The organism is Pseudomonas sp. OV546, from assembly GCF_900116845.1.
GTDB classification, from domain to species: domain Bacteria; phylum Pseudomonadota; class Gammaproteobacteria; order Pseudomonadales; family Pseudomonadaceae; genus Aquipseudomonas; species Aquipseudomonas petroselini.
Genome location: NZ_FPCE01000010.1, coordinates 1 through 20,267 on the forward strand (window position 1 = coordinate 1; position 20,267 = coordinate 20,267).

The following is a 20,267-nucleotide window of genomic DNA, read 5'->3' on the forward strand; positions in this document are numbered from 1 at the left end:
ACCTCCTGATCATGCGTATTAACCTGTAAACCATGTCCCCGGTTAGAAATGTAAACGATGTCCCCGGTTTGTACCGGGGCAAGCCCCCTCCCACATTTGGAATGCATTCAAATGTGGGAGCGGGCTTGCTGGCAAAGGTCTCAGCGGCGCCGCAGGCTCAAGGCTTGATCACATGCCAAGCGCCACCCTTGCCATCACCGGACTTGTCACCGGCCTTTTTATCATCCTTGTAGGTGTAGACCGGCTTGCCGCCATAGGCCCACTGGCTGGTCTGGTCGTCGCGGGTGATAACCGTCCATTTGCCCATCGACTTGTCGGTGGACTCCGCCTTCAACGGCGGCCAGTTGGTCGCGCACTGGTCCTTGCACACTGACTTGCCGTCGGCATCCTTATCGAAGGTATAAAGGGTCATGCCCTTGTGGTCGACCAGCATCCCGTCTTGAGTCATCGCCGGCTCTGCCGCGAACGCCAGGGTCGGCAGCGTCAACGCCGCCGTTACCAGCAGGGCTTTCCAGGAAATTGTGCTGTACGTCATCGGAACCTTCCTTTTGTGGTTGTCAGGATTCGGACCCAAAGCGTAGCCCAGAGAGGCGCAAATTGCCCGAGCGACTAAATTACTGTCACACGACTGCAATAATTCCGTTATCTAATGCGGCGCAAGACAGTTAAATGACAAGAGGATTTTTGAGCATGGTTGGCAGGAGCATTCTGATTGTTGACGACGAAGCGCCCATCCGCGAGATGATCGCCGTTGCGTTGGAAATGGCCGGCTATGACTGCCTGGAGGCGGAGAACTCCCAGCAGGCCCATGCCATTATCGTCGACCGCAAGCCGGACCTGATCCTGCTGGACTGGATGCTGCCCGGCACCTCCGGCATCGAGCTGGCCCGCCGTCTCAAGCGGGACGAGCTGACGGGGGACATCCCGATCATCATGCTCACCGCCAAGGGCGAAGAGGACAACAAGATCCAGGGCCTGGAAGTCGGCGCGGATGACTACATCACCAAGCCGTTTTCCCCACGGGAGCTGGTTGCGCGTCTGAAGGCCGTACTGCGCCGTGCCGGGCCGACCGATGGCGAAGCCCCCATCGAAGTCGGCGGCCTGCTGCTGGACCCGATCAGCCACCGCGTGACCATCGATGGCAAGCCGGCCGAGATGGGCCCGACCGAATACCGCCTGCTGCAATTCTTCATGACCCACCAAGAGCGCGCCTATACCCGCGGCCAATTGCTGGACCAGGTGTGGGGCGGCAACGTGTATGTGGAAGAACGTACTGTCGACGTGCATATCCGCCGTCTGCGCAAAGCCTTGGGCGATGCCTACGAGAATCTGGTACAAACCGTGCGCGGCACTGGCTACCGCTTCTCCACCAAAGGCTGAGAGCCTGACTTAAACGCTGACAAGGACGCATGTTCAAGTGAATCAAAACTGGCATGGCACCCTGATCCGCCACATGCTTTTGCTGATCACCGGCTGCTTGTTGGTCGGCTTGGTCAGTGGTTACTACGGCTGGAGCCTGGCCGTCGGTATCGCCGTGTACCTGGGCTGGACCCTCAAGCAATTGCTGCGCCTGCATGAATGGCTGCGCCAGCACAAACCCGACGAAGCACCTCCCGACGGCTACGGCCTGTGGGGCGAGGTGTTCGACAGCATCTACCACCTGCAACGCCGCGACCAACGGGTGCGCGGGCGCCTGCAAGCGGTGATCGACCGGGTGCAGGAGTCGACCGCCGCGCTCAAGGACGCGGTGATCATGCTCGACAGCGACGGCAACCTGGAATGGTGGAACCGCGCCGCCGAGACCCTGCTGGGCCTCAAGACGCCCCAGGACAGCGGCCAGCCGGTGACCAACCTGGTGCGCCACCCACGCTTCAAGGAGTACTTCGAACAGGAGAACTACGAAGAGGCCCTGGAAATCCCCTCGCCCACCAATGACCGCGTACGCATCCAGCTGTACCTGACGCGCTACGGAAACAATGAACACCTGATGCTGGTACGCGACGTCACCCGCATTCACCAGCTGGAACAGATGCGCAAGGACTTCGTCGCCAACGTTTCCCACGAGCTGCGTACGCCATTGACGGTGATCTGCGGTTACCTGGAGACGCTGCTGGACAACGTCGACGAGATCAACCCGCGCTGGAGCCGCGCCCTGCAGCAAATGCAGCAGCAAGGCTCACGCATGCAGACACTGCTCAACGACCTGCTGTTGCTGGCCAAGCTGGAGGCCACCGACTACCCGTCGGATAACCACCCGGTGGCGGTGCAGAGCCTGTTGCAGACCATCAAGAACGACGCCCAGGCCCTCTCCGGCCAACGTGGGCAGCAGATCACCCTGGAAGCCGACCCGACCGTCCTGCTCAAAGGCAGCGAAGGTGAGTTGCGCAGCGCGTTTTCCAACCTGGTGTTCAACGCGGTCAAGTACACCCAGGACAAGGGCAATATCCGCATCCGCTGGTGGGCCGATGAACAGGGCGCACACTTGAGCGTGCAAGACTCCGGCATCGGCATCGACGCCAAGCACCTGCCGCGCCTGACCGAGCGGTTCTATCGCGTCGACTCCAGCCGCAATTCCAACACCGGCGGCACCGGGCTTGGCCTGGCGATCGTCAAGCATGTGCTGCTGCGCCACCGTGCACGCTTGGAAATCAGCAGTGTGCTGGGGCATGGCAGTACGTTCACCTGCCATTTTCCTCCGGGGCAGATGACGCGTTCGCGGGTGATCGGAAATGATGAATAACCCGACGTCGATACAAATCTAATGTGGGAGGGGGCCTGCCCCCTCCCACATTGGATTTGTATGGTTTTGAAGTAGGCATTCCAGGCCCCACCCGGCAGTGGGCACTAGGCAAGCGCCCCGTCAGCCGCTACATTGGCCGACTTGCGCCTGTCTTTAAGGCCCTTTCGTCACCTCTTATTGAACACACGGAACCTGCAAAACCCCATCATGGACCCTTCCCCTGGCATCACCCTCGCTACACTCTTCGCCGACTTCGGCATGATTCTTTTTGCACTGGTCCTGGTACTGCTCAACGGTTTCTTCGTTGCGGCGGAATTTGCCATGGTCAAACTGCGCTCCACGCGGGTCGAGGCCATCGCCCATACCAACGGCTGGCGCGGGCAGATCCTGCGCACCGTGCACAGCCAGCTCGACGCTTACCTGTCGGCCTGCCAGCTGGGTATCACCCTCGCCTCCCTGGGCCTGGGCTGGGTCGGTGAGCCGGCGTTTGCGCACATCCTCGAGCCGCTGCTGGGCGCCGCGGGTGTCGAGTCGCCGGAAGTGATCAAGGGCGTGTCGTTCTTCGCCGCGTTCTTCGTGATTTCCTACCTGCACATCGTGGTCGGTGAACTGGCGCCCAAGTCCTGGGCCATTCGCAAGCCCGAACTGCTGTCGCTGTGGACGGCGGTGCCGCTGTACCTGTTCTACTGGGCCATGTACCCGGCGATCTACCTGCTCAACGCCAGCGCCAACGCCATCCTGCGCATCGCCGGCCAAGGCGAGCCTGGCCCGCACCACGAACACCATTACAGCCGCGAAGAACTCAAGCTGATCCTGCACTCCAGCCGGGGCCAGGACCCGAGCGACCAAGGCATGCGCGTACTCGCCTCCGCCGTGGAAATGGGCGAGCTGGAAGTGGTGGACTGGGCCAACTCCCGGGAAGACCTGGTCACCCTGGACTTCAACGCCCCGCTCAAGGAAATCCTCGCGCTGTTCCGTCGCCATAAATTCAGCCGTTACCCGGTGTATGACGCAGTACGCAACGAGTTCGTGGGCCTTTTGCACATCAAGGACCTGCTGCTGGAACTGGCGGCCCTGGACCATATTCCTGAGTCGTTCAACTTGGCCGAGCTGACTCGCCCGCTTGAGCGTGTGTCGCGGCACATGCCGTTGTCGCAATTGCTGGAGCAGTTCCGCAAAGGCGGCGCGCATTTCGCCTTGGTGGAAGAAGCCGACGGCAAGATCATCGGCTACCTCACCATGGAAGACGTGTTGGAAGTCCTGGTGGGCGATATCCAGGACGAACACCGCAAGGCCGAGCGCGGCATCCTGGCCTACCAGCCGGGCAAGCTGCTGGTGCGTGGCGACACCCCGCTGTTCAAGGTCGAACGCCTGCTGGGAGTGGACCTGGACCACATCGAAGCCGAAACCCTGGCCGGCCTGATCTACGACACCCTCAAGCGCGTGCCGGAAGAGGAAGAGGTGCTGGAGGTTGAAGGTTTGCGGATCATCATCAAAAAGATGAAAGGGCCGAAGATCGTATTGGCCAAGGTCCTGCTGCTGGATTGACCGTCAATTGCCCAATGCAAAATTGGGCAATGCACCGACGGGTTGGTTGAACTCGTACGGGATCGACACCAATCCCGCCTCAGTGGCGCGCTGCACCACAAAATGCAGATGCGGCCCGCTGCTGTTGCCGGTATTGCCCGACAACGCCAGCGGGCTTCCTACCGCGACACGCTGCCCAACCCTGACACTGACCGAGCCTTGCTTGAGGTGCAGGTACACGCCCTCGGTACCGTCATCGTGACGCACCCGCACAAAATTCCCTGACGCATCGTTGCCCCGCCCGGCTTGCTCGTTTTCGGTTTTCACCACCATGCCGCTGCGTGCGGCGATGATCGGCGTGCCTTCGGGCATGGCGATGTCCATGGCGTAGCGGCTTTTGGCGTCGGTATGGCTGAAGGTGCCGTTGGGGCCCTGTGTCATGCGGAACGGGCCGCCGCGCCAGGGCAAGGGGTAGCGGTAGGCCTGGGGTACGTAACGGGATTTCGGCCTATCGAGTATCGGCCGTTCGACATTGCGCTCTTGGATCACGAACGCCTGGGCGCCAGGGGTTTGCCGGTCGCTGAAAAACACCACGCCATTGGCATCGGTGGATTTGTAGAGGGTCATGGCCTGGGTCGAAGTGGCGACCGTTGCCAGCCCGCAACACAGCAATAAGCGCATGAGCATGGCGTAAACCTGCCGATATGACCGGACGGGAGATTAGCAAGCAATCGTTACAGTCTGTCGTGAGCGGGCTTGCCCCGCGCGGGGCAAGCCCGCTCACTACCAATCAGGCACCCGGCACAAAATGCTTCTGCGCCGTACCCCGCGCGATCAGGCGGGAGATGTAATCGAGCTTCTGCGCATCCTGGTCGATAAACCGGAAGGTCAGTTGCAGCCAATCGCTGTCAGGCTTGGGTTCGAAGGCAACGATGGCGTGCAGGTAGCCGTTGAGACGGGCCACTTCGGCGTTATCGCCTTGTTCCAGGTCGAGCACGGCGCTTTCCAGTACCTGAGGCAGGACTTCGCCGCGACGCACCACCAGCAGCGCTTCCTTGATGCTCAGCGCCTTGATCACGCATTGCTGGGTACCACTGGACAGGCGCAATTGGCCCTGGCCACGCCCTCCTGCCGGCGCCGCCGTCGCCGCCGCTTGCACCGGCGGGCTGTTGAGCAAGCCTTTGTTGAGCGCAGGCGCGGCTGCCGCAACCGGCGCTGCACGTGCCACTTCGGGCTTGCCGCCAGTCAGGGCGCTGAGGGAATCGTTGCCAAAGGCCGAATTCATTTTGGTCGGTGCGCTGGCGACCAGGGCGTCGAGGCGGCCGATCTTGTGCAGGGCCTGCTTGACCTTGTTCAGCAACTGCTCGTTGGTGAACGGTTTGCTGACGTAGCCGGAAACCCCGGCCTGGATGGCCTGGACCACGTTTTCCTTGTCGCCACGGCTGGTCACCATCACGAACGGCATGGCTTTGAGGTGAGGTTGCTCGCGGCACCAGGTCAACAGCTCAAGCCCGGACATCTCCGGCATTTCCCAGTCGCACAGCACCAGGTCGAAGGTCTCGCGCATCAGGATGGCCTGGGCCTTTTTGCCGTTCACCGCGTCTTCAAGCTTGATCCCAGGGAAGTAGTTGCGCAGGCACTTCTTCACCAGGTCGCGGATAAACGAGGCGTCATCCACCACCAATACACTGACTTTACTCATCGACCCTTCATCCTATAAAAACTTCGGCACGCAAAACGCCTGACTGATGGCATTTTGCCAAAAACTCTGCAGTCACGTTCGGACTTTCTTTTACCCGACCTGAAAAAGTCAGGCGCCACAAACGAAAACGCCCGGCCAGAGGCCGGGCGTTAATTTCTCGGGCAACTTACTTATCGTCAGATTCGCCCGGAACATTAGGGATTTGATCAACCGAACCTTCAACTTCAGCCTTCATGCGCTTGAGGCCCATGTGCCGTACGTCGGTGCCGCGCACCAGGTAGATCACCAGTTCCGAGATATTACGCGCGTGGTCGCCGATCCGCTCCAGGGAGCGCAGCACCCAGATGATGCTCAAAACCCGCGAGATAGAGCGCGGGTCTTCCATCATGTAGGTCGCCAGCTCACGCAGGGCGGTCTTGTATTCACGGTCGATGACCTTGTCGTACTGGGCCACCGACAACGCCAGTTCGGCGTCAAAACGCGCGAATGCATCGAGGGCATCGCGCACCATGTTGCGCACCTGATCGCCGATATGGCGCACTTCCACGTAACCGCGCGGCGCTTCGCCTTCTTCGCACAGCTGAATGGCACGGCGGGCGATCTTGGTGGCTTCGTCGCCGATGCGCTCCAGGTCAATCACCGACTTGGAGATGCTGATGATCAACCGCAGGTCGGACGCCGCCGGCTGGCGACGCGCAAGAATGCGCAGGCATTCTTCGTCGATGTTGCGTTCCATCTGGTTGATCTGGTCGTCGATCTCGCGCACTTGCTGGGCCAGGCCCGAGTCGGCCTCGATCAGCGCAGTCACAGCGTCGTTGACTTGCTTCTCCACCAGCCCGCCCATCGCCAGGAGGTGGCTGCGCACTTCCTCGAGCTCGGCGTTGAACTGCGCGGAGATGTGGTGGGTAAGGCCTTCTTTGCTAATCATGTTGGCGTCCTTGGAGCGTCCGGTAAGGTGCGGAGAACCGCAGCGTCAGTGCAATCAGAACCACAGCTTCCTAGCCGTAGCGACCGGTGATGTAGTCTTCGGTCTGCTTCTTCGCCGGATTGGTGAACAGGGTATCGGTGTCGCCGAATTCCACCAGCTTGCCCATGTACATGAACGCGGTGTAGTCGGAAACCCGCGCCGCCTGTTGCATGTTGTGGGTCACGATGACGATGGTGAACTTGGACTTGAGCTCGTAGATCAACTCTTCGACTTTCAGCGTCGAGATCGGGTCGAGGGCCGAACAGGGCTCATCGAGCAACAGCACTTCCGGTTCCACCGCGATGGTACGGGCGATCACCAGACGCTGCTGCTGGCCGCCGGACAGGCCGAGCGCCGATTCGTGCAGGCGGTCCTTGACCTCGTCCCACAGGGCCGCGCCCTTGAGGGCCCACTCCACCGCTTCGTCGAGGATGCGTTTTTTGTTGATGCCCTGGATACGCAAGCCATAGACCACGTTTTCGTAGATGGTCTTGGGGAACGGGTTGGGCTTCTGGAACACCATGCCCACCCGGCGACGCAGCTCAGCCACGTCTTCGCCCTTGCGGTAGATGTTGGTGCCGTAGAGGTTGATGGCACCGTCGACGCGGCAACCGTCCACCAGGTCGTTCATGCGGTTAAAGGTGCGCAGCAGCGTGGACTTGCCGCAGCCCGACGGGCCGATAAAGGCGGTCACGCGCTGCTTGGGGATGTTCATGCTGACGTCGAACAGCGCCTGCTTTTCACCGTAGTACAGACTCAGGCCCGGCACTTCGATGGCCACGGTTTCCTGCGCCAGGCTCAGGCTCTGCTTGTCGCGACCCAGGGCAGACATGTTGATGCCGTGGGAATGGGTGTCATGTTGCATGGGAGGCTCCCTGTGCTACCAATTTTGTGTGTGGGAGGGGCAAGCCCCCTCCCACATTGAAAAGCTTTAGCTGTCTAGCGCTTTGTATTTTTCGCGCAGGTGGTTACGGATCCACACCGCCGACAAGTTGAGCGTGGCGATCACCAGCACCAGCAGCAAGGCAGTGGCGTACACCAGCGGCCGTGCGGCTTCGACGTTGGGGCTCTGGAAGCCGACGTCATAAATATGGAAGCCCAGGTGCATGATCTTCTGGTCCAGGTGCAGGTACGGGTAGTTACCGTCCAGCGGCAGCGACGGCGCCAGTTTCACCACACCCACCAACATCAGCGGCGCCACTTCACCGGCGGCGCGGGCCACGGCGAGGATCATGCCGGTCATCATCGCCGGGCTGGCCATCGGCAGCACGATCTTCCACAGCGTTTCCGCCTTGGTCGCGCCGAGTGCCAGGGAACCTTCACGCACGGTGCGGGGAATCCGCGCCAGGCCTTCTTCGGTGGCCACGATCACCACCGGCACCGCCAGCAGTGCCAGGGTCAGCGAGGCCCACAGCAGGCCCGGGGTACCGAAGGTCGGGGCCGGCAGGGCCTCGGCGAAGAACAGGCGGTCAACCGAGCCACCCAATACATACACGAAGAACCCCAGGCCGAACACGCCGTAGACGATAGCCGGTACGCCGGCCAGGTTGTTCACGGCGATACGGATGATGCGTGTCAGGGTGTTCTGCTTGGCGTATTCACGCAGGTAAACCGCTGCCAGCACGCCGAACGGGGTCACGATCATCGCCATGATCAGGGTCATCATCACGGTGCCAAAGATGGCCGGGAAGATCCCGCCTTCAGTGTTGGCTTCGCGTGGGTCGTCGCTGAGGAATTCCCAGACCTTGCTGACGTAGAAACCGATCTTGGTCATCGTGCCCATGGCGTTAGACTGGTAGGCGTGCACCACTTTGCAGATGCCGATTTCAATTTCCTTGCCGTTGCCATCGCGAGCGGTCAAAGCATCACGGTTGAACTGGGCGTGCAGGTCGGCCAGGCGCGCTTCGATGTCCTGGTAACGGGCATTCAATTCGGCGCGGTCAGCGTCCATGTCGGCCTGGGCGGCGGCGTCGAGCTTGCCTTCCAGTTCCAGTTTGCGGCCATGCAGGCGGATACGCTCCAGGCCGGCGTTGATCGCGCCGATGTCGGATTTTTCCAGGGTCTTGAGCTGGGCGGCCAGCTTGTTCACACGGTCGACACGGGCCTGCAGTTCCGGCCACGCGGCCTCGCCTTCGGCGATCACCTTGCCGTCCTGCTTCACATTGACCAGGGTGCCGTAGAAATTACCCCACTCACGCCGCTCGATGGTCATCAGGTTCGCAGGCGTGGTCTGGTCCTTGAGCCACTCGCCGACGATCCAGGTGAAGTCGTTGCCGTTCAGGTCGCGGTTACCGACCTTGATCAGCTCGCGGGTCATGAACTCCGGGCCTTGGTCCGGCACCGGCAGGCCAGCGCTTTTCAGGCGCTCGCGCGGCACTTCTTCTTTCTGCACCACTTCGCCGATGACGATATGGTTTTCCTGGCCCGGTACGTTGTAGTTGGCCTGGATCAGGTCGGCCGGCCAGAAGTGGCCCAGGCCACGTACCGCAATCACGGCCAGCAAACCAATGGTCATGATGACCGCGATGGACACCGCGCCACCGCTGATCCAGACGCCGGGGGCGCCGCTCTTGAACCATCCATTCAGGGAGTTCTGTTTCACAGACTTCTACCTTTCTTAAAGCGACGAGTATTTCTTGCGCAGACGCTGACGGATCAGCTCGGCGAGGGTGTTCATGATGAAGGTGAACAGCAGCAGCACCAGCGCCGAAAGGAACAGCACACGATAGTGGCTGCCACCGACTTCCGATTCCGGCATTTCCACCGCGACGTTCGCCGCCAGCGTGCGCAGGCCCTCGAACAGGTTCATCTCCATCACCGGGGTGTTACCGGTGGCCATCAACACGATCATGGTCTCGCCGACGGCGCGCCCCATGCCGATCATCAGCGCCGAGAAAATCCCCGGGCTGGCGGTGAGGATGACCACGCGGGTCATGGTCTGCCACGGCGTGGCGCCGAGGGCCAGGGAGCCCAGGGTCAGGCCACGCGGCACGCTGAACACGGCGTCTTCGGCGATGGAGTAGATGTTCGGGATCACCGCAAAACCCATGGCCAAACCGACCACCAGAGCATTGCGCTGGTCGTAGGTGATGCCGAGGTCGTGGGAGATCCACATGCGCATGTCGCCGCCGAAGAACCAGGTTTCCAGGTACGGGCTCATGTACAGCGAGAGCCAACCCACGAACAGGATCACCGGGATCAGGATCGCGCTTTCCCAGCCATCCGGCACCCGCAAGCGGATCGACTCAGGCAAACGGCTGAACACAAAGCCGGCCACCAGAATGCCAATCGGCAACAGCATCAGCAGGCTGAAAATGCCCGGTAGATGCCCCTCGACATACGGCGCCAGGAACAGCCCGGCGAAGAAGCCGAGGATGACCGTCGGCATCGCTTCCATCAATTCGATCACCGGCTTGACCTTGCGGCGCAGGCTCGGGGCCATGAAGTAGGCGGTGTAGATCGCGGCGGCAACGGCCAGTGGCGCAGCCAGCAGCATGGCGTAGAACGCGGCCTTCAGGGTGCCGAAGGTCAGCGGGGCCAGGCTCATCTTGGGTTCGAAGTCGGTGTTGGCGGCGGTCGATTGCCAGACGTACTTGGGCTCGTCGTAGTTTTCGTACCAGACCTTGCTCCACAGCGCGCTCCAGGACACTTCCGGGTGCGGGTTGTCGAGCAGCAACGGTTGCAGCTTGCCGCCGGCTTCCACAATCACACGGTTGGCCCGCGGCGACATGCCGTACACGCCCTGGCCGTCGACCACCGGGTCCACCAGCAGGGTGCGGTGGGCGGTGCTGTGGAATACGCCGAACTTGCCGGAAGCGTCGAGGGCGGTGAAGCCTTTGCGGCGCTCTTCGGCAGAGATTTCAATGATGGGCGTAGTGCCCATCTGGAAAGTACGGATCTGTTTGAAGCGCTGCTCGCCATCCGGATCACGGGCCATGAACCACTGGGCCAGGCCGCCTTTGGAGTTACCAATGATCAACGAGATACCACCCACCAATTGCGTACTGGCGGTGACTTCGGCGTTACCGTCTTCCAGCAGTTTGTAGCGACCGTTGAGGCTCTTGTCGCGCAGGCTGAACACATCGGCGAGGGCGCGGCCGTTGATCACATACAGCCATTGCTGGCGCGGGTCGATAAAGATCGCCTTCACCGGCTCGGTCATTTGCGGCAGTTCGACACGCTTCTGCTCGCTGGTGACTTCGCCGGTCATCATGTTTTCTTCGCGGCTCAAGGTCAGCACGTTCAGGTACGAACCGGCCGAGCCTGCAATCACCAGCGAGGTGTCAGTGGCGTTGAGGGCGACGTGCTCCAGCGGGCGGCCAGCGTCATCCAGCACGATCGGTGTTTCACCGTAGGGGTATTCGATCGCCGGAGAGATGGTTTTCTTGCCGTCCGGGTAGGACACCTTATAGGTATGGCGGAACACCAGGGACTGGCCGTTGGACAAGCCGAGGATCACCAGCGGGCTGCCCGGCTGGTCTTCACCTATGGAGACGACAGTCACGCCAGCCGGGAGCGGCAGGTCGACACGCTTGAGTTCGGCACCGGTCGTCACATCAAAGAACAACGCCTGGCCCTTGTCGGAAACCCGCATGGCGACTTGGTTCTGTTCTTCGAGCGAGATCAATAGCGGCTTGCCGGCGTCCTGCATCCAGGCGGGCGTCAGCGCCTCTTCCTTGGTCAGCGAGGCGCCCTGGAACAACGGCGCGACGACATAGGCCAGGAAGAAGAAAATCAGAGTGATGGCGCCGAGGACGGCGAGGCCGCCGACCAGCACATACCAACGGGTGAGGCGATCCTTGAGCGCGCGAATGCGGCGCTTGCGTTGCAGCTCAGGCGTATTGAAGTCAATGCGCTTGGGGGGAGAAGTCGTCGTCATGGTGGAATTGGCCAGATCATTCATGCGCACACCCTAGCGATCCTGTATGACAGAAAGATGACAGTGCAGTGACGCAACAAATCCGCCGCGAAGCAGGGCTGGCAGCGGACTAGAAAATTCGGGTGCGGAGCCGGCAGGCCGGCTCCGCAAAGGCAATCAGTTGCCTTCTTTCAGGCCCAGGTCAGCCAGCGCCTTGGCGGCGACTTTGGCTGGCAGTGGGATGTAGCCGTCTTTCACCACAACTTCTTGGCCCTGCTTCGACAGCACAAGCTTCACGAACTCAGCTTCCAGTGGGGCCAGCGGCTTGTTCGGGGCTTTGTTGACGTACACGTAGAGGAAACGCGACAGCGGGTATTTGCCGTTCAGGGCGTTTTCTTCGGTGTCTTCGATGAAGTCAGTGCTGCCTTTTTTGGCAAGGGCCACGGTCTTCACGCTGGCGGTCTTGTAGCCGATGCCCGAGTAACCGATGCCGTTCAGCGAGGAGCTGATCGACTGCACGACCGAAGCCGAGCCTGGTTGTTCGTTCACGTTTGGCTTGTAGTCGCCTTTGCACAGGGCTTCTTCTTTGAAGTAGCCGTAGGTGCCGGATACCGAGTTACGACCGAACAACTGCACCGGCTTGTTGGCCAGGTCGCCGGTCACACCCAGGTCGCCCCAGGTTTTCACGTCGGCTTTAGCGCCGCACAGACGAGTCGAAGAGAAGATCGCGTCGACTTGTTCCATGGTCAGGTGCTGGATCGGGTTGTCCTTGTGCACGAATACCGCCAGGGCATCCACGGCGACCGGGATAGCGGTTGGCTTGTAGCCGTACTTCTGCTCGAAGGCCGCCAGTTCGGTGTCCTTCATCTTGCGGCTCATCGGGCCCAGGTTGGAGGTGCCTTCAGTCAGCGCAGGTGGCGCGGTAGCGGAGCCGGCAGCTTGAATCTGAATGTTGACGTTCGGGTATTCCTTTTTGTAACCCTCGGCCCACAGGGTCATCAGGTTAGCCAGGGTATCGGAACCGACGCTGGACAAGTTGCCCGACACACCAGTGGTCTTAACGTAAGCCGGGATTGCCGGATCAACACCAGCGGCCACCGCGTTGGCGGTCGCAACGCCAGCAGCGACAAAAGTCATTGCCGCCATCAAACGTTTCAGTTTCATGCCTTGCTCCTAGCAGATAGGGATAGTTGGATCGGGGCCAAGTATCGGGAGGCCGTGTGAACACTCTATGTCCGCAATGTGACAATTAGATGAAAGGCCACTACTGAGAAGCGCAGGCTTATGAGGCGCAAAATATTGAATGAACACCGTCACTGTGGCGAGGGAGCTTGCTCCCGCTGGACTGCATAGCAGTCCCATTCTTTTGAACAAAGACCAGGGCCGCTTCGCGACCCAGCGGGAGCAAGCTCCCTCGCCACAGGGGATCGGGTTGGTGTCAGCGTCCGCGCTTCCACAGATACCCGCCCACTGCCATCCCCATCACACACAGGGCAGCTACGTAGTAGGCCGGGCCCATCGGGCTTTCCTTCATCAGCAGCGACACCGCCAACGGCGTCAGACCGCCGAACACGGCGTAGGCCACGTTGTAGGAGAACGACAAGCCACTGAAACGCACTACCGGCGGGAAGGCCTTGACCATTACATACGGCACCACACCGATGGTGCCCACGAACAAGCCGGTCAAGGTGTACAGCGGGAACAACCAGTCAGGATGTGCAAAGAGGCTGTGGTAAAGCGTCCAAGAAGTCGCGAGCAACAGCGCGCAACCGGCCACCAGTACGCGGCCAGCACCAAAGCGGTCGGCCAATGCGCCGGAGGCGATGCAGCCCAGGCTCAAGGTGACGATGGCCAGGCTGTTGGCCTGCAGCGCAACGGTCGGGCTGAAGTGATAAACCGTCTGCAGCACGGTCGGGGTCATCAGGATGACCACGACGACGCCGGCCGACAGCAGCCAGGTCAGCAGCATCGACAACACGATGGCGCCGCGGTGATCACGCAGCACGGCGCGCAATGGCAGCTCGGCGGCCAGGGTCTTGCGCTGCTGCATCTCGGCGAAGATCGGGGTTTCATGCAGCCAGCGGCGCAGGTACACCGACAGCAGGCCGAACACACCACCCAGCAGGAACGGGATACGCCAGGCGTAATCCGAGACCTGCTCCGGGCTATAAAGCGTGTTGATCGCAGTGGCCACCAGCGATCCCAGCAGGATCCCGGCAGTCAGGCCGCTGGTCAGCGTGCCGCAGGCGTAGCCGATGTGGCGTGGCGGTACGTGCTCTGAAACAAACACCCAGGCGCCCGGGACTTCACCACCGATGGCCGCGCCCTGGATGATGCGCATCAGCAGCAACAGGACTGGCGCCCACAGGCCGATCTGCGCGTAGGTTGGCAGCAGGCCCATGATCAGGGTCGGCACGGCCATCATGAAGATGCTCAGGGTGAACATCTTCTTGCGGCCCAGCAGGTCACCGAAGTGCGCCATGATGATGCCGCCCAGCGGGCGTGCTAGGTAACCGGCGGCGAAGATGCCAAAGGTCTGCATCATGCGCAGCCATTCGGGCATGTCGACGGGGAAGAAGAGTTTTCCGACCACGGTGGCGAAAAACACGAAAATGATGAAATCATAAAACTCCAGCGCCCCGCCCAAGGCAGACAGCGACAGGGTTTTGTAGTCGTTGCGGGTCAGCGGGCGCGACGGTTGCGCACTGCTTGCGGGCACGGAGGACATGGCAAGGCTTCTCTTATAGTAGTCAGCTTGATAAGGACGGCACGCCCGGGACTTGCGGCGGTCTGGCAAGATAGCAAATCGCTTGTAAAAGCACAGCGCCAGGAGAACAGTTGCGCGCAAAAGCCGCGATACAGCGCCTATTTACCGACCAAATGAGCGCCGGGAGGTCGTCGTGGCGCCAGGGTCTCGATATACTCGGCCCTTGCAAGCGCAAGACCCGCAGTCTTGAGGGGCTGCTGTGCCAAAACGTCGTTGGGTGCCGTCCAGCCGATTTGGCAGAGTTTCCCTTTAGTACGCCTTACGAGAAACGCATCACGCGGTGTATGTTGGTGCTGAAACGTTTTTTTCGAAGACGGCTATCCACTTGAAATACCCATGAAGCGTCACGGGTCAGAGGCCCCTCGGCATGATCGAACTCGAACAAGAAGATCCTATCCCGCAAGGCGACCTCGCCCTGCAAATCACCGCACTACCGCGTGAAACCAACGGTTTCGGCGATATCTTCGGCGGCTGGCTGGTCGCCCAGATGGACTTGGCCGGCACCGCCATGGCCAGCAAGGTGGCAGGTGGTCGCGTGGCCACCGTGGCTATTGATCGCATGGCGTTCCTGGTACCGGTCGCGGTCGGTGCGCAGCTGTCCTTCTATACCCAGGCCCTGGAAATCGGCCGCAGCTCGATCCAGATGATGGTCGAAGTGTGGAGCGACGACCCGCTGTCCAGCGAATGGCGCAAGGTGACAGAGGCGGTGTTTGTATTCGTCGCTATCGATGGCAGCGGCCGCACGCGTTCCGTGCCTTCACGCGCGCGTTAAACCTCGCGGGTTTTTGACGGTCAATTGCCCCATTGCCTGCCATTAAGAGTGTCTGTTATGCCTACGCCCCACGTTGAGACCGTAAAGATCGACGAACTGGACTGCTGGCGCATCCGCCACAACGGCGCCGAGCTGATGATTGCCCAGCAGGGCGCACATATATTCAGTTACGGGCGCGAGGGCGAGCAGCCGCTGATTTGGCCGAACCCTGAGGCAATGTTCAAGAAAGGCAAAGGCATTCGTACCGGCGTACCGGTGTGCTGGCCGTGGTTTGGCGTGTTTGACCGTAACCCGCAGAGCGTTAAGGCCATGCGCCAGAGCGATCAGCCGGCCGGTGCTCACGGCTTTGTGCGTACAGCACTGTGGGAATTAGCCGACACTACACTCGAAGGCGAAGCGCTGCGGGTGGACCTGCAACTACCGGTTCCCGCAGGCGGTTTCCCCGGCTGGCCCCATCAAGTCGAACTGACCCTGAGCCTGCTGCTGGACGACCAACTGCATATCCGCCTGACCAGCCATAACCGTGGTACCGAGACAGTGACACTCAGCCAGGCGCTGCACACTTACTTCGCCGTCAGCGATGTACGTAACGTGCAGGTCGAAGGGCTGGACGGTGGGGCCTATATCGACACCGCCGACGGTTGGACCGAGAAGACGCAATCCGGTCTGCTGCACTTCACCGCCGAAACCGACCGCATCTACCTCGACACGCCGTCCCAGCTGAATATTGTCGATAAAAACTGGCAGCGCCGCATTCAGCTCACTGCCGAGGGCTCTAAATCGACCGTGATCTGGAACCCCTGGACCGAACGCGCCAAGGCGTTCGACGACATGGCCGACGATGGCTGGCAGGGCATGCTGTGCATCGAGACGGCGAATGTGCTGGATGATGTGGTGAGCCTGGCCCCAGGTGAAAGCCACACCTTGGGCGTGAGCATCACCGCTGTCGCCCTGTAGGAACGCCGATCAAAATGTGGGAGGGAGCTTGCCCCCGATCGCTGTCTATCAGTAGCAAATGTGCTGACTGATCCACTGCTATCGGGGGCAAGCCCCCTCCCACATTGGTTATATGTTGCCCTTTAAAGATCGGATTCCTTTACCACCCGCACTTTCCCCGCATCCAGCGCATACGCCGCATCCGCCAGGTCGTTATTCACCTTCTCCACCTTCAACGTGCCCGTGACCCACAGCGGCGTGTAGATGTCGTCCAGCTTCAACCCCTTGGGATAGCGCACCAGCACCAACTGGTTAGGTGGCGGAGGCGGCACGTGGATGCAGGCGCCTGGGTACGGCACCAGGAAAAACAGGGTGCTGCGACCCTTGGCGTCGGTCTCCAACGGTACTGGATAGCCGCCAATTCGGATGTTCTTGCCATTCATGGCGGCCACGGTCTTGGTGGAGTACATCACCGCCGGCAAGCCTTTGCTCTGCTTCAGGCCACCTTTGTCGGTGAACGTGCCTTGGGCTTCGGGGGAGTTGTGGTCGATCTCGGGCATGGCTTCGAGGGCTTTTTGATCTGACAGCGGCATCAGGTCAAGCCAATCGGTTTCCGGCAGTTCGCCGGCGTGGGCCAGGCCAGAGCCTAGTAATAGGAGCGTAAACAGAAGACGGCGCATGGAGAGGCTCGACAAGGTTAACAGTGTCGGCATTCTAGCCCCCTGCGCCTGCGCAGCGCAGAGGGCCGTGACGCTAAATCATTTTTTTCGCAGCAGGCCGTAGATCACCAGCAGCACGATGGCGCCGATCAGCGCACCGAGGAAACCTGCGCCTTGACCTGCCTGGTAGATGCCCAGGGCCTGCCCACCGTAGGTGGCGACCAAGGAACCTGCGATACCCAGCAGGATGGTCATGATCCAGCCCATGCTGTCGTCGCCTGGCTTCAGGAAACGCGCCAGCAGGCCGACGATCAAGCCGATAAAGATGGTTCCGATGATACCCATGGCATTTCCCTCTGATTGAATTGAGCTATGCCAAAGCCTAGTCAGGCTTTGGCATCCTGCAATCAGAGGATGGCGGTCACCGAATGGTTCCCGCCGAGTCCAGGCTTATTGCTCGGCGATCAGCGCCTCGACCTTGAGGATCTGCGCTTGCAGGGTCGCGCGGTCCTTGCAACGCAGGTTGGCGTGGCCGACCTTGCGCCCGGCCTTGAAGGCCTTGCCGTAGTGATGCAGATGGCAGTCGTCGATGGCGATGACTTTTTCCACTGGCGGTACCACACCGATGAAATTGAGCATGGCGCTCTCGCCGACCTTGGCCGTGGAGCCCAATGGCAAGCCCGCCACCGCCCGCAGGTGGTTTTCGAACTGGCTGCACTCGGCGCCTTCGGTGGTCCAATGTCCGGAGTTGTGCACGCGCGGGGCGATTTCGTTGGCCTTGAGGCCACCGTCGACTTCAAAGAACTCGAACGCCATCACGCCGACGTAATCCAGTTGCTTGAGCACACGGCTGGAATAGTCTTCGGCCAAGGCCTGCAGCGGGTGGTCGGTGCTGGCCACGGACAGCTTGAGGATGCCGCTGTCGTGGGTGTTGTGCACCAACGGGTAGAAGCGGGTTTCGCCATCACGGGCACGCACGGCGATCAGCGAGACTTCGCCGGTGAACGGCACGAAGCCTTCCAACAGGCAGGCGACGCTGCCCAGCTCGGCGAAGGTGCCAACCACATCGGCAGCCGTGCGCAGGACTTTCTGGCCCTTGCCGTCATAACCCAAGGTGCGGGTTTTCAGCACGGCCGGCAGGCCGATGCTGGCGACTGCAGCATCCAGGTCTGCCTGGGACTGGATATCGGCGAAGGTCGGGGTCGGGATGCCCAGGTCCTTGAACATGCTCTTTTCGAACCAGCGGTCGCGGGCGATGCGCAAGGCTTCGGCGCTTGGGTACACCGGTACGAACTGCGACAAGAACGCAACGGTTTCGGCCGGGACGCTTTCGAACTCGAAGGTGACCAGGTCGACTTCGTCGGCCAGTTGGCGCAGGTGGTCCGGGTCACTGTAGTCAGCGCGCAGATGCTCACCCAGCGCGGCCGCGCAGGCGTCGGGCGCCGGGTCCAGGAAAGCGAAGTTCATTCCCAGCGGGGTTCCGGCCAGGGCCAGCATGCGACCCAGTTGGCCGCCACCGATTACACCGATTTTCATCGTCAACAACCTCAGGCGATACGTGGGTCTGGATTGTCCAGCACGCTGTCTGTCTGTTCAGCACGGAATTTTTTCAGCACCGCGTGGAACTGCGGGTGCTTGGCGCCCAGGATGCTGGCGGACAGCAAGGCTGCGTTAATCGCACCGGCCTTGCCGATCGCCAGGGTCGCCACCGGAATGCCCGCCGGCATCTGCACGATGGACAACAGCGAGTCCACGCCCGAGAGCATCGCCGACTGCACCGGCACGCCGAGCACCGGCAGGTGGGTCTTGGCCGCACACATGCCTGGCAGGTGCGCTGCACCACCGGCACCGGCGATGATCACCTCGATGCCACGGGATTCTGCTTCATCGGCATACTGGAACAGCAAATCCGGAGTGCGGTGGGCGGAGACCACTTTCACTTCGTAGGGAATGCCGAGTTTTTCCAGCATATCGGCGGTGTGGCTAAGGGTGGACCAATCGGACTTGGAGCCCATGATCACGCCAACCAATGCACTCATCGTCGTGCCTCTTCTCTCTGGGCGCCCACAGGCGCGTCAAAAAACAACAAGCCACGCGGGAAATCCGGCGTGGCTTGGTGTACGAATTAAGGCCGGTTGGACCGGCCGAAGGCCGCGCAGTATACCGTAATAATGCAGATAAACAGCCCCTGGAATGACCATCTGTCCAGTGGCGCAAAGCGGCGGTTTTATTGACTTAAGAGTCAGCCAAATCACCACAAAACCCTGTGGGAGGTGGCTTGCTCCCGATGACGGTGTGTCAGGCACTTATTTGTCACTGATACACCGCTATCGGGGGCAAGCCCCCTCCCACATTTGCCCGATGTTCGGCTCAGGTGGTTTGCGCCGCGCCACCTTCCAGTTTTCGCCACAACAACCGCACATTCGCCTTGCGCACCAACGCGCAGCGATACAAGCGGATCTCCAATGGCACATGCCATTGCGGACCGCCGCAGACAACCAGTTCTCCGCGAGCGAGTTCGGCGCGCACGCTCAACTGCGGCACCCAGGCAATGCCCAGGCCTTCCAACGCCATGCTCTTGAGGCTATCGGCCATGGCGGTTTCATAAACCGTCGTAAAACGCAGGGCGCGTTGGCGCAACAGTAAATGCACCGAGCGGCCGAGGAACGCGCCAGCGCTGTATGCCAGCAGCGGCACACTGCCCTCGCCTTCCAGGTCAAACAACGGTTTACCGTCGGCATCAGCGGCGCACACCGGGAGCATCTCGGTGTTGCCCAGGTGCAGGGACGGGAAGATTTCGGCGTCCATCTGCATGGCGGCGTCCGGGTCGTAGAACGCCAGCATCAGGTCACAACCCCCTTCGCGCAGGGCGTGCACGGCGTCACCGACGTTGGTGGCGACCAAGCGGGTGGCAATGTTCAGGCCCTCGTTGCGCAGTTGTGCGATCCAGCGAGGGAAGAAGCCCAGCGCCAACGAGTGAGCCGCCGCCACTTGCATGACTTCGCCCTGCCCGCCTTCCAAGTGGTGCAAATGGCGCAGCACTTCACCGAGCTGTTCCACCACGGTGCGCGCCGTGACTAAAAACAACTGCCCCGCTGCCGTCAGCTCTACCGGCGTACGCGAGCGGTTGACCAGGGTCAGGCCCAACGCGGCTTCCAGGCTGCGGATACGTCGACTGAACGCCGGCTGGGTGACGAAGCGTCGCTCGGCGGCCTGGGAAAAGCTGCGGGTCGCTGCCAGGGCACTGAAGTCTTCCAGCCATTTGCTCTCAAGGTTCATCACGTCCTCCCACGGGTACGCACCATTTTGGCACACACGCCCGCCATCATAGCTGGGTCA

General features: G+C 61.1%; 19 protein-coding genes. 5 read left to right on the forward strand and 14 right to left on the reverse strand.

Translation table 11 applies throughout. From position 1 onward, the window contains the following. Positions 1-157: 157 nt before the first annotated feature. Positions 158-535 (reverse strand): COG4315 family predicted lipoprotein, encoded by a 378-nt coding sequence (locus BM403_RS21400; protein WP_046034833.1) that lies wholly within the window; start codon positions 533-535, stop codon positions 158-160. A gap of 155 nt (positions 536-690) precedes the next feature. On the opposite strand from BM403_RS21400, the gene phoB reads away from it, so the two are divergent. The 3 genes from phoB to BM403_RS21415 all read left to right on the forward strand — a co-directional run bounded on the left by phoB (position 691) and on the right by BM403_RS21415 (position 4,288). Next, complete coding sequence (phoB, locus tag BM403_RS21405; protein WP_003176964.1) at positions 691-1,380, forward strand: phosphate regulon transcriptional regulator PhoB; 690 nt, start codon at positions 691-693, stop codon at positions 1,378-1,380. A 73-nt stretch (positions 1,381-1,453) separates the two neighbouring features. After that, positions 1,454-2,740: a phosphate regulon sensor histidine kinase PhoR gene (gene phoR, locus BM403_RS21410; protein ID WP_232504885.1), complete on the forward strand. Its 1,287-nt coding sequence runs from the start codon at positions 1,454-1,456 to the stop codon at positions 2,738-2,740. A gap of 207 nt (positions 2,741-2,947) precedes the next feature. Beyond that, positions 2,948-4,288: a hemolysin family protein gene (locus BM403_RS21415; RefSeq protein WP_015886574.1), complete on the forward strand. Its 1,341-nt coding sequence runs from the start codon at positions 2,948-2,950 to the stop codon at positions 4,286-4,288. Between the two features lie 3 nt (positions 4,289-4,291). On the opposite strand, the gene BM403_RS21420 is transcribed toward BM403_RS21415, so the two are convergent. From BM403_RS21420 to BM403_RS21455, 8 genes are all read right to left on the reverse strand, one after another. Continuing rightward, complete coding sequence (locus BM403_RS21420) at positions 4,292-4,954, reverse strand: peptidoglycan DD-metalloendopeptidase family protein (RefSeq protein ID WP_093544685.1); 663 nt, start codon at positions 4,952-4,954, stop codon at positions 4,292-4,294. Between the two features lie 103 nt (positions 4,955-5,057). Next, on the reverse strand, positions 5,058-5,969 hold the full coding sequence (locus BM403_RS21425; protein ID WP_015886576.1) for a response regulator: 912 nt from the start codon (positions 5,967-5,969) through the stop codon (positions 5,058-5,060). 166 nt (positions 5,970-6,135) lie between these two features. Then, positions 6,136-6,897, reverse strand: coding sequence for a phosphate signaling complex protein PhoU (gene phoU / locus BM403_RS21430; protein WP_015886577.1), 762 nt, complete (start codon positions 6,895-6,897; stop codon positions 6,136-6,138). A gap of 70 nt (positions 6,898-6,967) precedes the next feature. Next, complete coding sequence (gene pstB / locus BM403_RS21435) at positions 6,968-7,801, reverse strand: phosphate ABC transporter ATP-binding protein PstB (protein WP_015886578.1); 834 nt, start codon at positions 7,799-7,801, stop codon at positions 6,968-6,970. A 66-nt stretch (positions 7,802-7,867) separates the two neighbouring features. Continuing rightward, entirely contained in the window at positions 7,868-9,538 is a 1,671-nt protein-coding gene (gene pstA / locus BM403_RS21440) for a phosphate ABC transporter permease PstA (protein ID WP_093544688.1), read from the reverse strand. A 15-nt stretch (positions 9,539-9,553) separates the two neighbouring features. Then, entirely contained in the window at positions 9,554-11,587 is a 2,034-nt protein-coding gene (locus BM403_RS21445; protein ID WP_173390418.1) for an ABC transporter permease subunit, read from the reverse strand. A 384-nt stretch (positions 11,588-11,971) separates the two neighbouring features. After that, a complete protein-coding gene (locus BM403_RS21450; protein ID WP_015886581.1) occupies positions 11,972-12,958 on the reverse strand; it encodes a phosphate ABC transporter substrate-binding protein PstS in 987 nt (328 codons plus the stop codon). Between the two features lie 274 nt (positions 12,959-13,232). Continuing rightward, positions 13,233-14,522: an MFS transporter gene (locus tag BM403_RS21455; RefSeq protein ID WP_015886582.1), complete on the reverse strand. Its 1,290-nt coding sequence runs from the start codon at positions 14,520-14,522 to the stop codon at positions 13,233-13,235. Positions 14,523-14,928: 406 nt separating this feature from the next. Between BM403_RS21455 and BM403_RS21460 the strand changes: the two genes are divergently transcribed. Next, on the forward strand, positions 14,929-15,333 hold the full coding sequence (locus BM403_RS21460; RefSeq protein ID WP_003176975.1) for an acyl-CoA thioesterase: 405 nt from the start codon (positions 14,929-14,931) through the stop codon (positions 15,331-15,333). Between the two features lie 57 nt (positions 15,334-15,390). Beyond that, positions 15,391-16,290, forward strand: a complete 900-nt coding sequence (locus tag BM403_RS21465) for a D-hexose-6-phosphate mutarotase (RefSeq protein ID WP_093544694.1) — start codon at positions 15,391-15,393, stop codon at positions 16,288-16,290. Positions 16,291-16,412: 122 nt separating this feature from the next. Here BM403_RS21465 and BM403_RS21470 read toward each other — a convergent pair whose 3' ends face one another. The 5 genes from BM403_RS21470 to BM403_RS21490 all read right to left on the reverse strand — a co-directional run bounded on the left by BM403_RS21470 (position 16,413) and on the right by BM403_RS21490 (position 20,207). Further along, positions 16,413-16,949 carry a DUF3299 domain-containing protein gene (locus BM403_RS21470; RefSeq protein ID WP_017135795.1) on the reverse strand — a complete coding sequence of 179 codons (537 nt, stop codon included), beginning with the start codon at positions 16,947-16,949 and terminating at the stop codon, positions 16,413-16,415. A gap of 78 nt (positions 16,950-17,027) precedes the next feature. Next, positions 17,028-17,273: a GlsB/YeaQ/YmgE family stress response membrane protein gene (locus tag BM403_RS21475; RefSeq protein ID WP_015886585.1), complete on the reverse strand. Its 246-nt coding sequence runs from the start codon at positions 17,271-17,273 to the stop codon at positions 17,028-17,030. Between the two features lie 105 nt (positions 17,274-17,378). Then, on the reverse strand, positions 17,379-18,464 hold the full coding sequence (locus tag BM403_RS21480) for a 5-(carboxyamino)imidazole ribonucleotide synthase (RefSeq protein ID WP_093544697.1): 1,086 nt from the start codon (positions 18,462-18,464) through the stop codon (positions 17,379-17,381). 11 nt (positions 18,465-18,475) lie between these two features. Next, positions 18,476-18,967, reverse strand: a complete 492-nt coding sequence (purE, locus tag BM403_RS21485; RefSeq protein WP_003176980.1) for a 5-(carboxyamino)imidazole ribonucleotide mutase — start codon at positions 18,965-18,967, stop codon at positions 18,476-18,478. Between the two features lie 331 nt (positions 18,968-19,298). Beyond that, the gene (locus BM403_RS21490; protein ID WP_015886587.1) at positions 19,299-20,207 is read right to left on the reverse strand and encodes a LysR substrate-binding domain-containing protein; all 909 of its coding nucleotides are present in this window, start codon (positions 20,205-20,207) and stop codon (positions 19,299-19,301) included. Between the last annotated feature and the right edge of the window lie 60 nt (positions 20,208-20,267).

What these genes read in the sequence shown, in the direction of transcription:
- BM403_RS21425 (WP_015886576.1), bottom strand. Translation starts at nt 5,969, where the DNA reads ATGAGTAAAGTCAGTGTATTGGTGGTGGATGACGCCTCGTTTATCCGC.
- BM403_RS21445 (WP_173390418.1), bottom strand. Translation starts at nt 11,587, where the DNA reads ATGCAGGACGCCGGCAAGCCGCTATTGATCTCGCTCGAAGAACAGAAC.
- BM403_RS21465 (WP_093544694.1), top strand. Translation starts at nt 15,391, where the DNA reads ATGCCTACGCCCCACGTTGAGACCGTAAAGATCGACGAACTGGACTGC.
- phoB (WP_003176964.1), top strand. Translation starts at nt 691, where the DNA reads ATGGTTGGCAGGAGCATTCTGATTGTTGACGACGAAGCGCCCATCCGC.
- BM403_RS21470 (WP_017135795.1), bottom strand. Translation starts at nt 16,949, where the DNA reads ATGCGCCGTCTTCTGTTTACGCTCCTATTACTAGGCTCTGGCCTGGCC.
- BM403_RS21460 (WP_003176975.1), top strand. Translation starts at nt 14,929, where the DNA reads ATGATCGAACTCGAACAAGAAGATCCTATCCCGCAAGGCGACCTCGCC.
- BM403_RS21400 (WP_046034833.1), bottom strand. Translation starts at nt 535, where the DNA reads ATGACGTACAGCACAATTTCCTGGAAAGCCCTGCTGGTAACGGCGGCG.
- phoR (WP_232504885.1), top strand. Translation starts at nt 1,454, where the DNA reads ATGCTTTTGCTGATCACCGGCTGCTTGTTGGTCGGCTTGGTCAGTGGT.
- purE (WP_003176980.1), bottom strand. Translation starts at nt 18,967, where the DNA reads ATGAGTGCATTGGTTGGCGTGATCATGGGCTCCAAGTCCGATTGGTCC.
- BM403_RS21455 (WP_015886582.1), bottom strand. Translation starts at nt 14,522, where the DNA reads ATGTCCTCCGTGCCCGCAAGCAGTGCGCAACCGTCGCGCCCGCTGACC.
- BM403_RS21490 (WP_015886587.1), bottom strand. Translation starts at nt 20,207, where the DNA reads ATGAACCTTGAGAGCAAATGGCTGGAAGACTTCAGTGCCCTGGCAGCG.
- BM403_RS21420 (WP_093544685.1), bottom strand. Translation starts at nt 4,954, where the DNA reads ATGCTCATGCGCTTATTGCTGTGTTGCGGGCTGGCAACGGTCGCCACT.
- phoU (WP_015886577.1), bottom strand. Translation starts at nt 6,897, where the DNA reads ATGATTAGCAAAGAAGGCCTTACCCACCACATCTCCGCGCAGTTCAAC.
- BM403_RS21475 (WP_015886585.1), bottom strand. Translation starts at nt 17,273, where the DNA reads ATGGGTATCATCGGAACCATCTTTATCGGCTTGATCGTCGGCCTGCTG.
- BM403_RS21450 (WP_015886581.1), bottom strand. Translation starts at nt 12,958, where the DNA reads ATGAAACTGAAACGTTTGATGGCGGCAATGACTTTTGTCGCTGCTGGC.
- pstB (WP_015886578.1), bottom strand. Translation starts at nt 7,801, where the DNA reads ATGCAACATGACACCCATTCCCACGGCATCAACATGTCTGCCCTGGGT.
- BM403_RS21415 (WP_015886574.1), top strand. Translation starts at nt 2,948, where the DNA reads ATGGACCCTTCCCCTGGCATCACCCTCGCTACACTCTTCGCCGACTTC.
- BM403_RS21480 (WP_093544697.1), bottom strand. Translation starts at nt 18,464, where the DNA reads ATGAAAATCGGTGTAATCGGTGGCGGCCAACTGGGTCGCATGCTGGCC.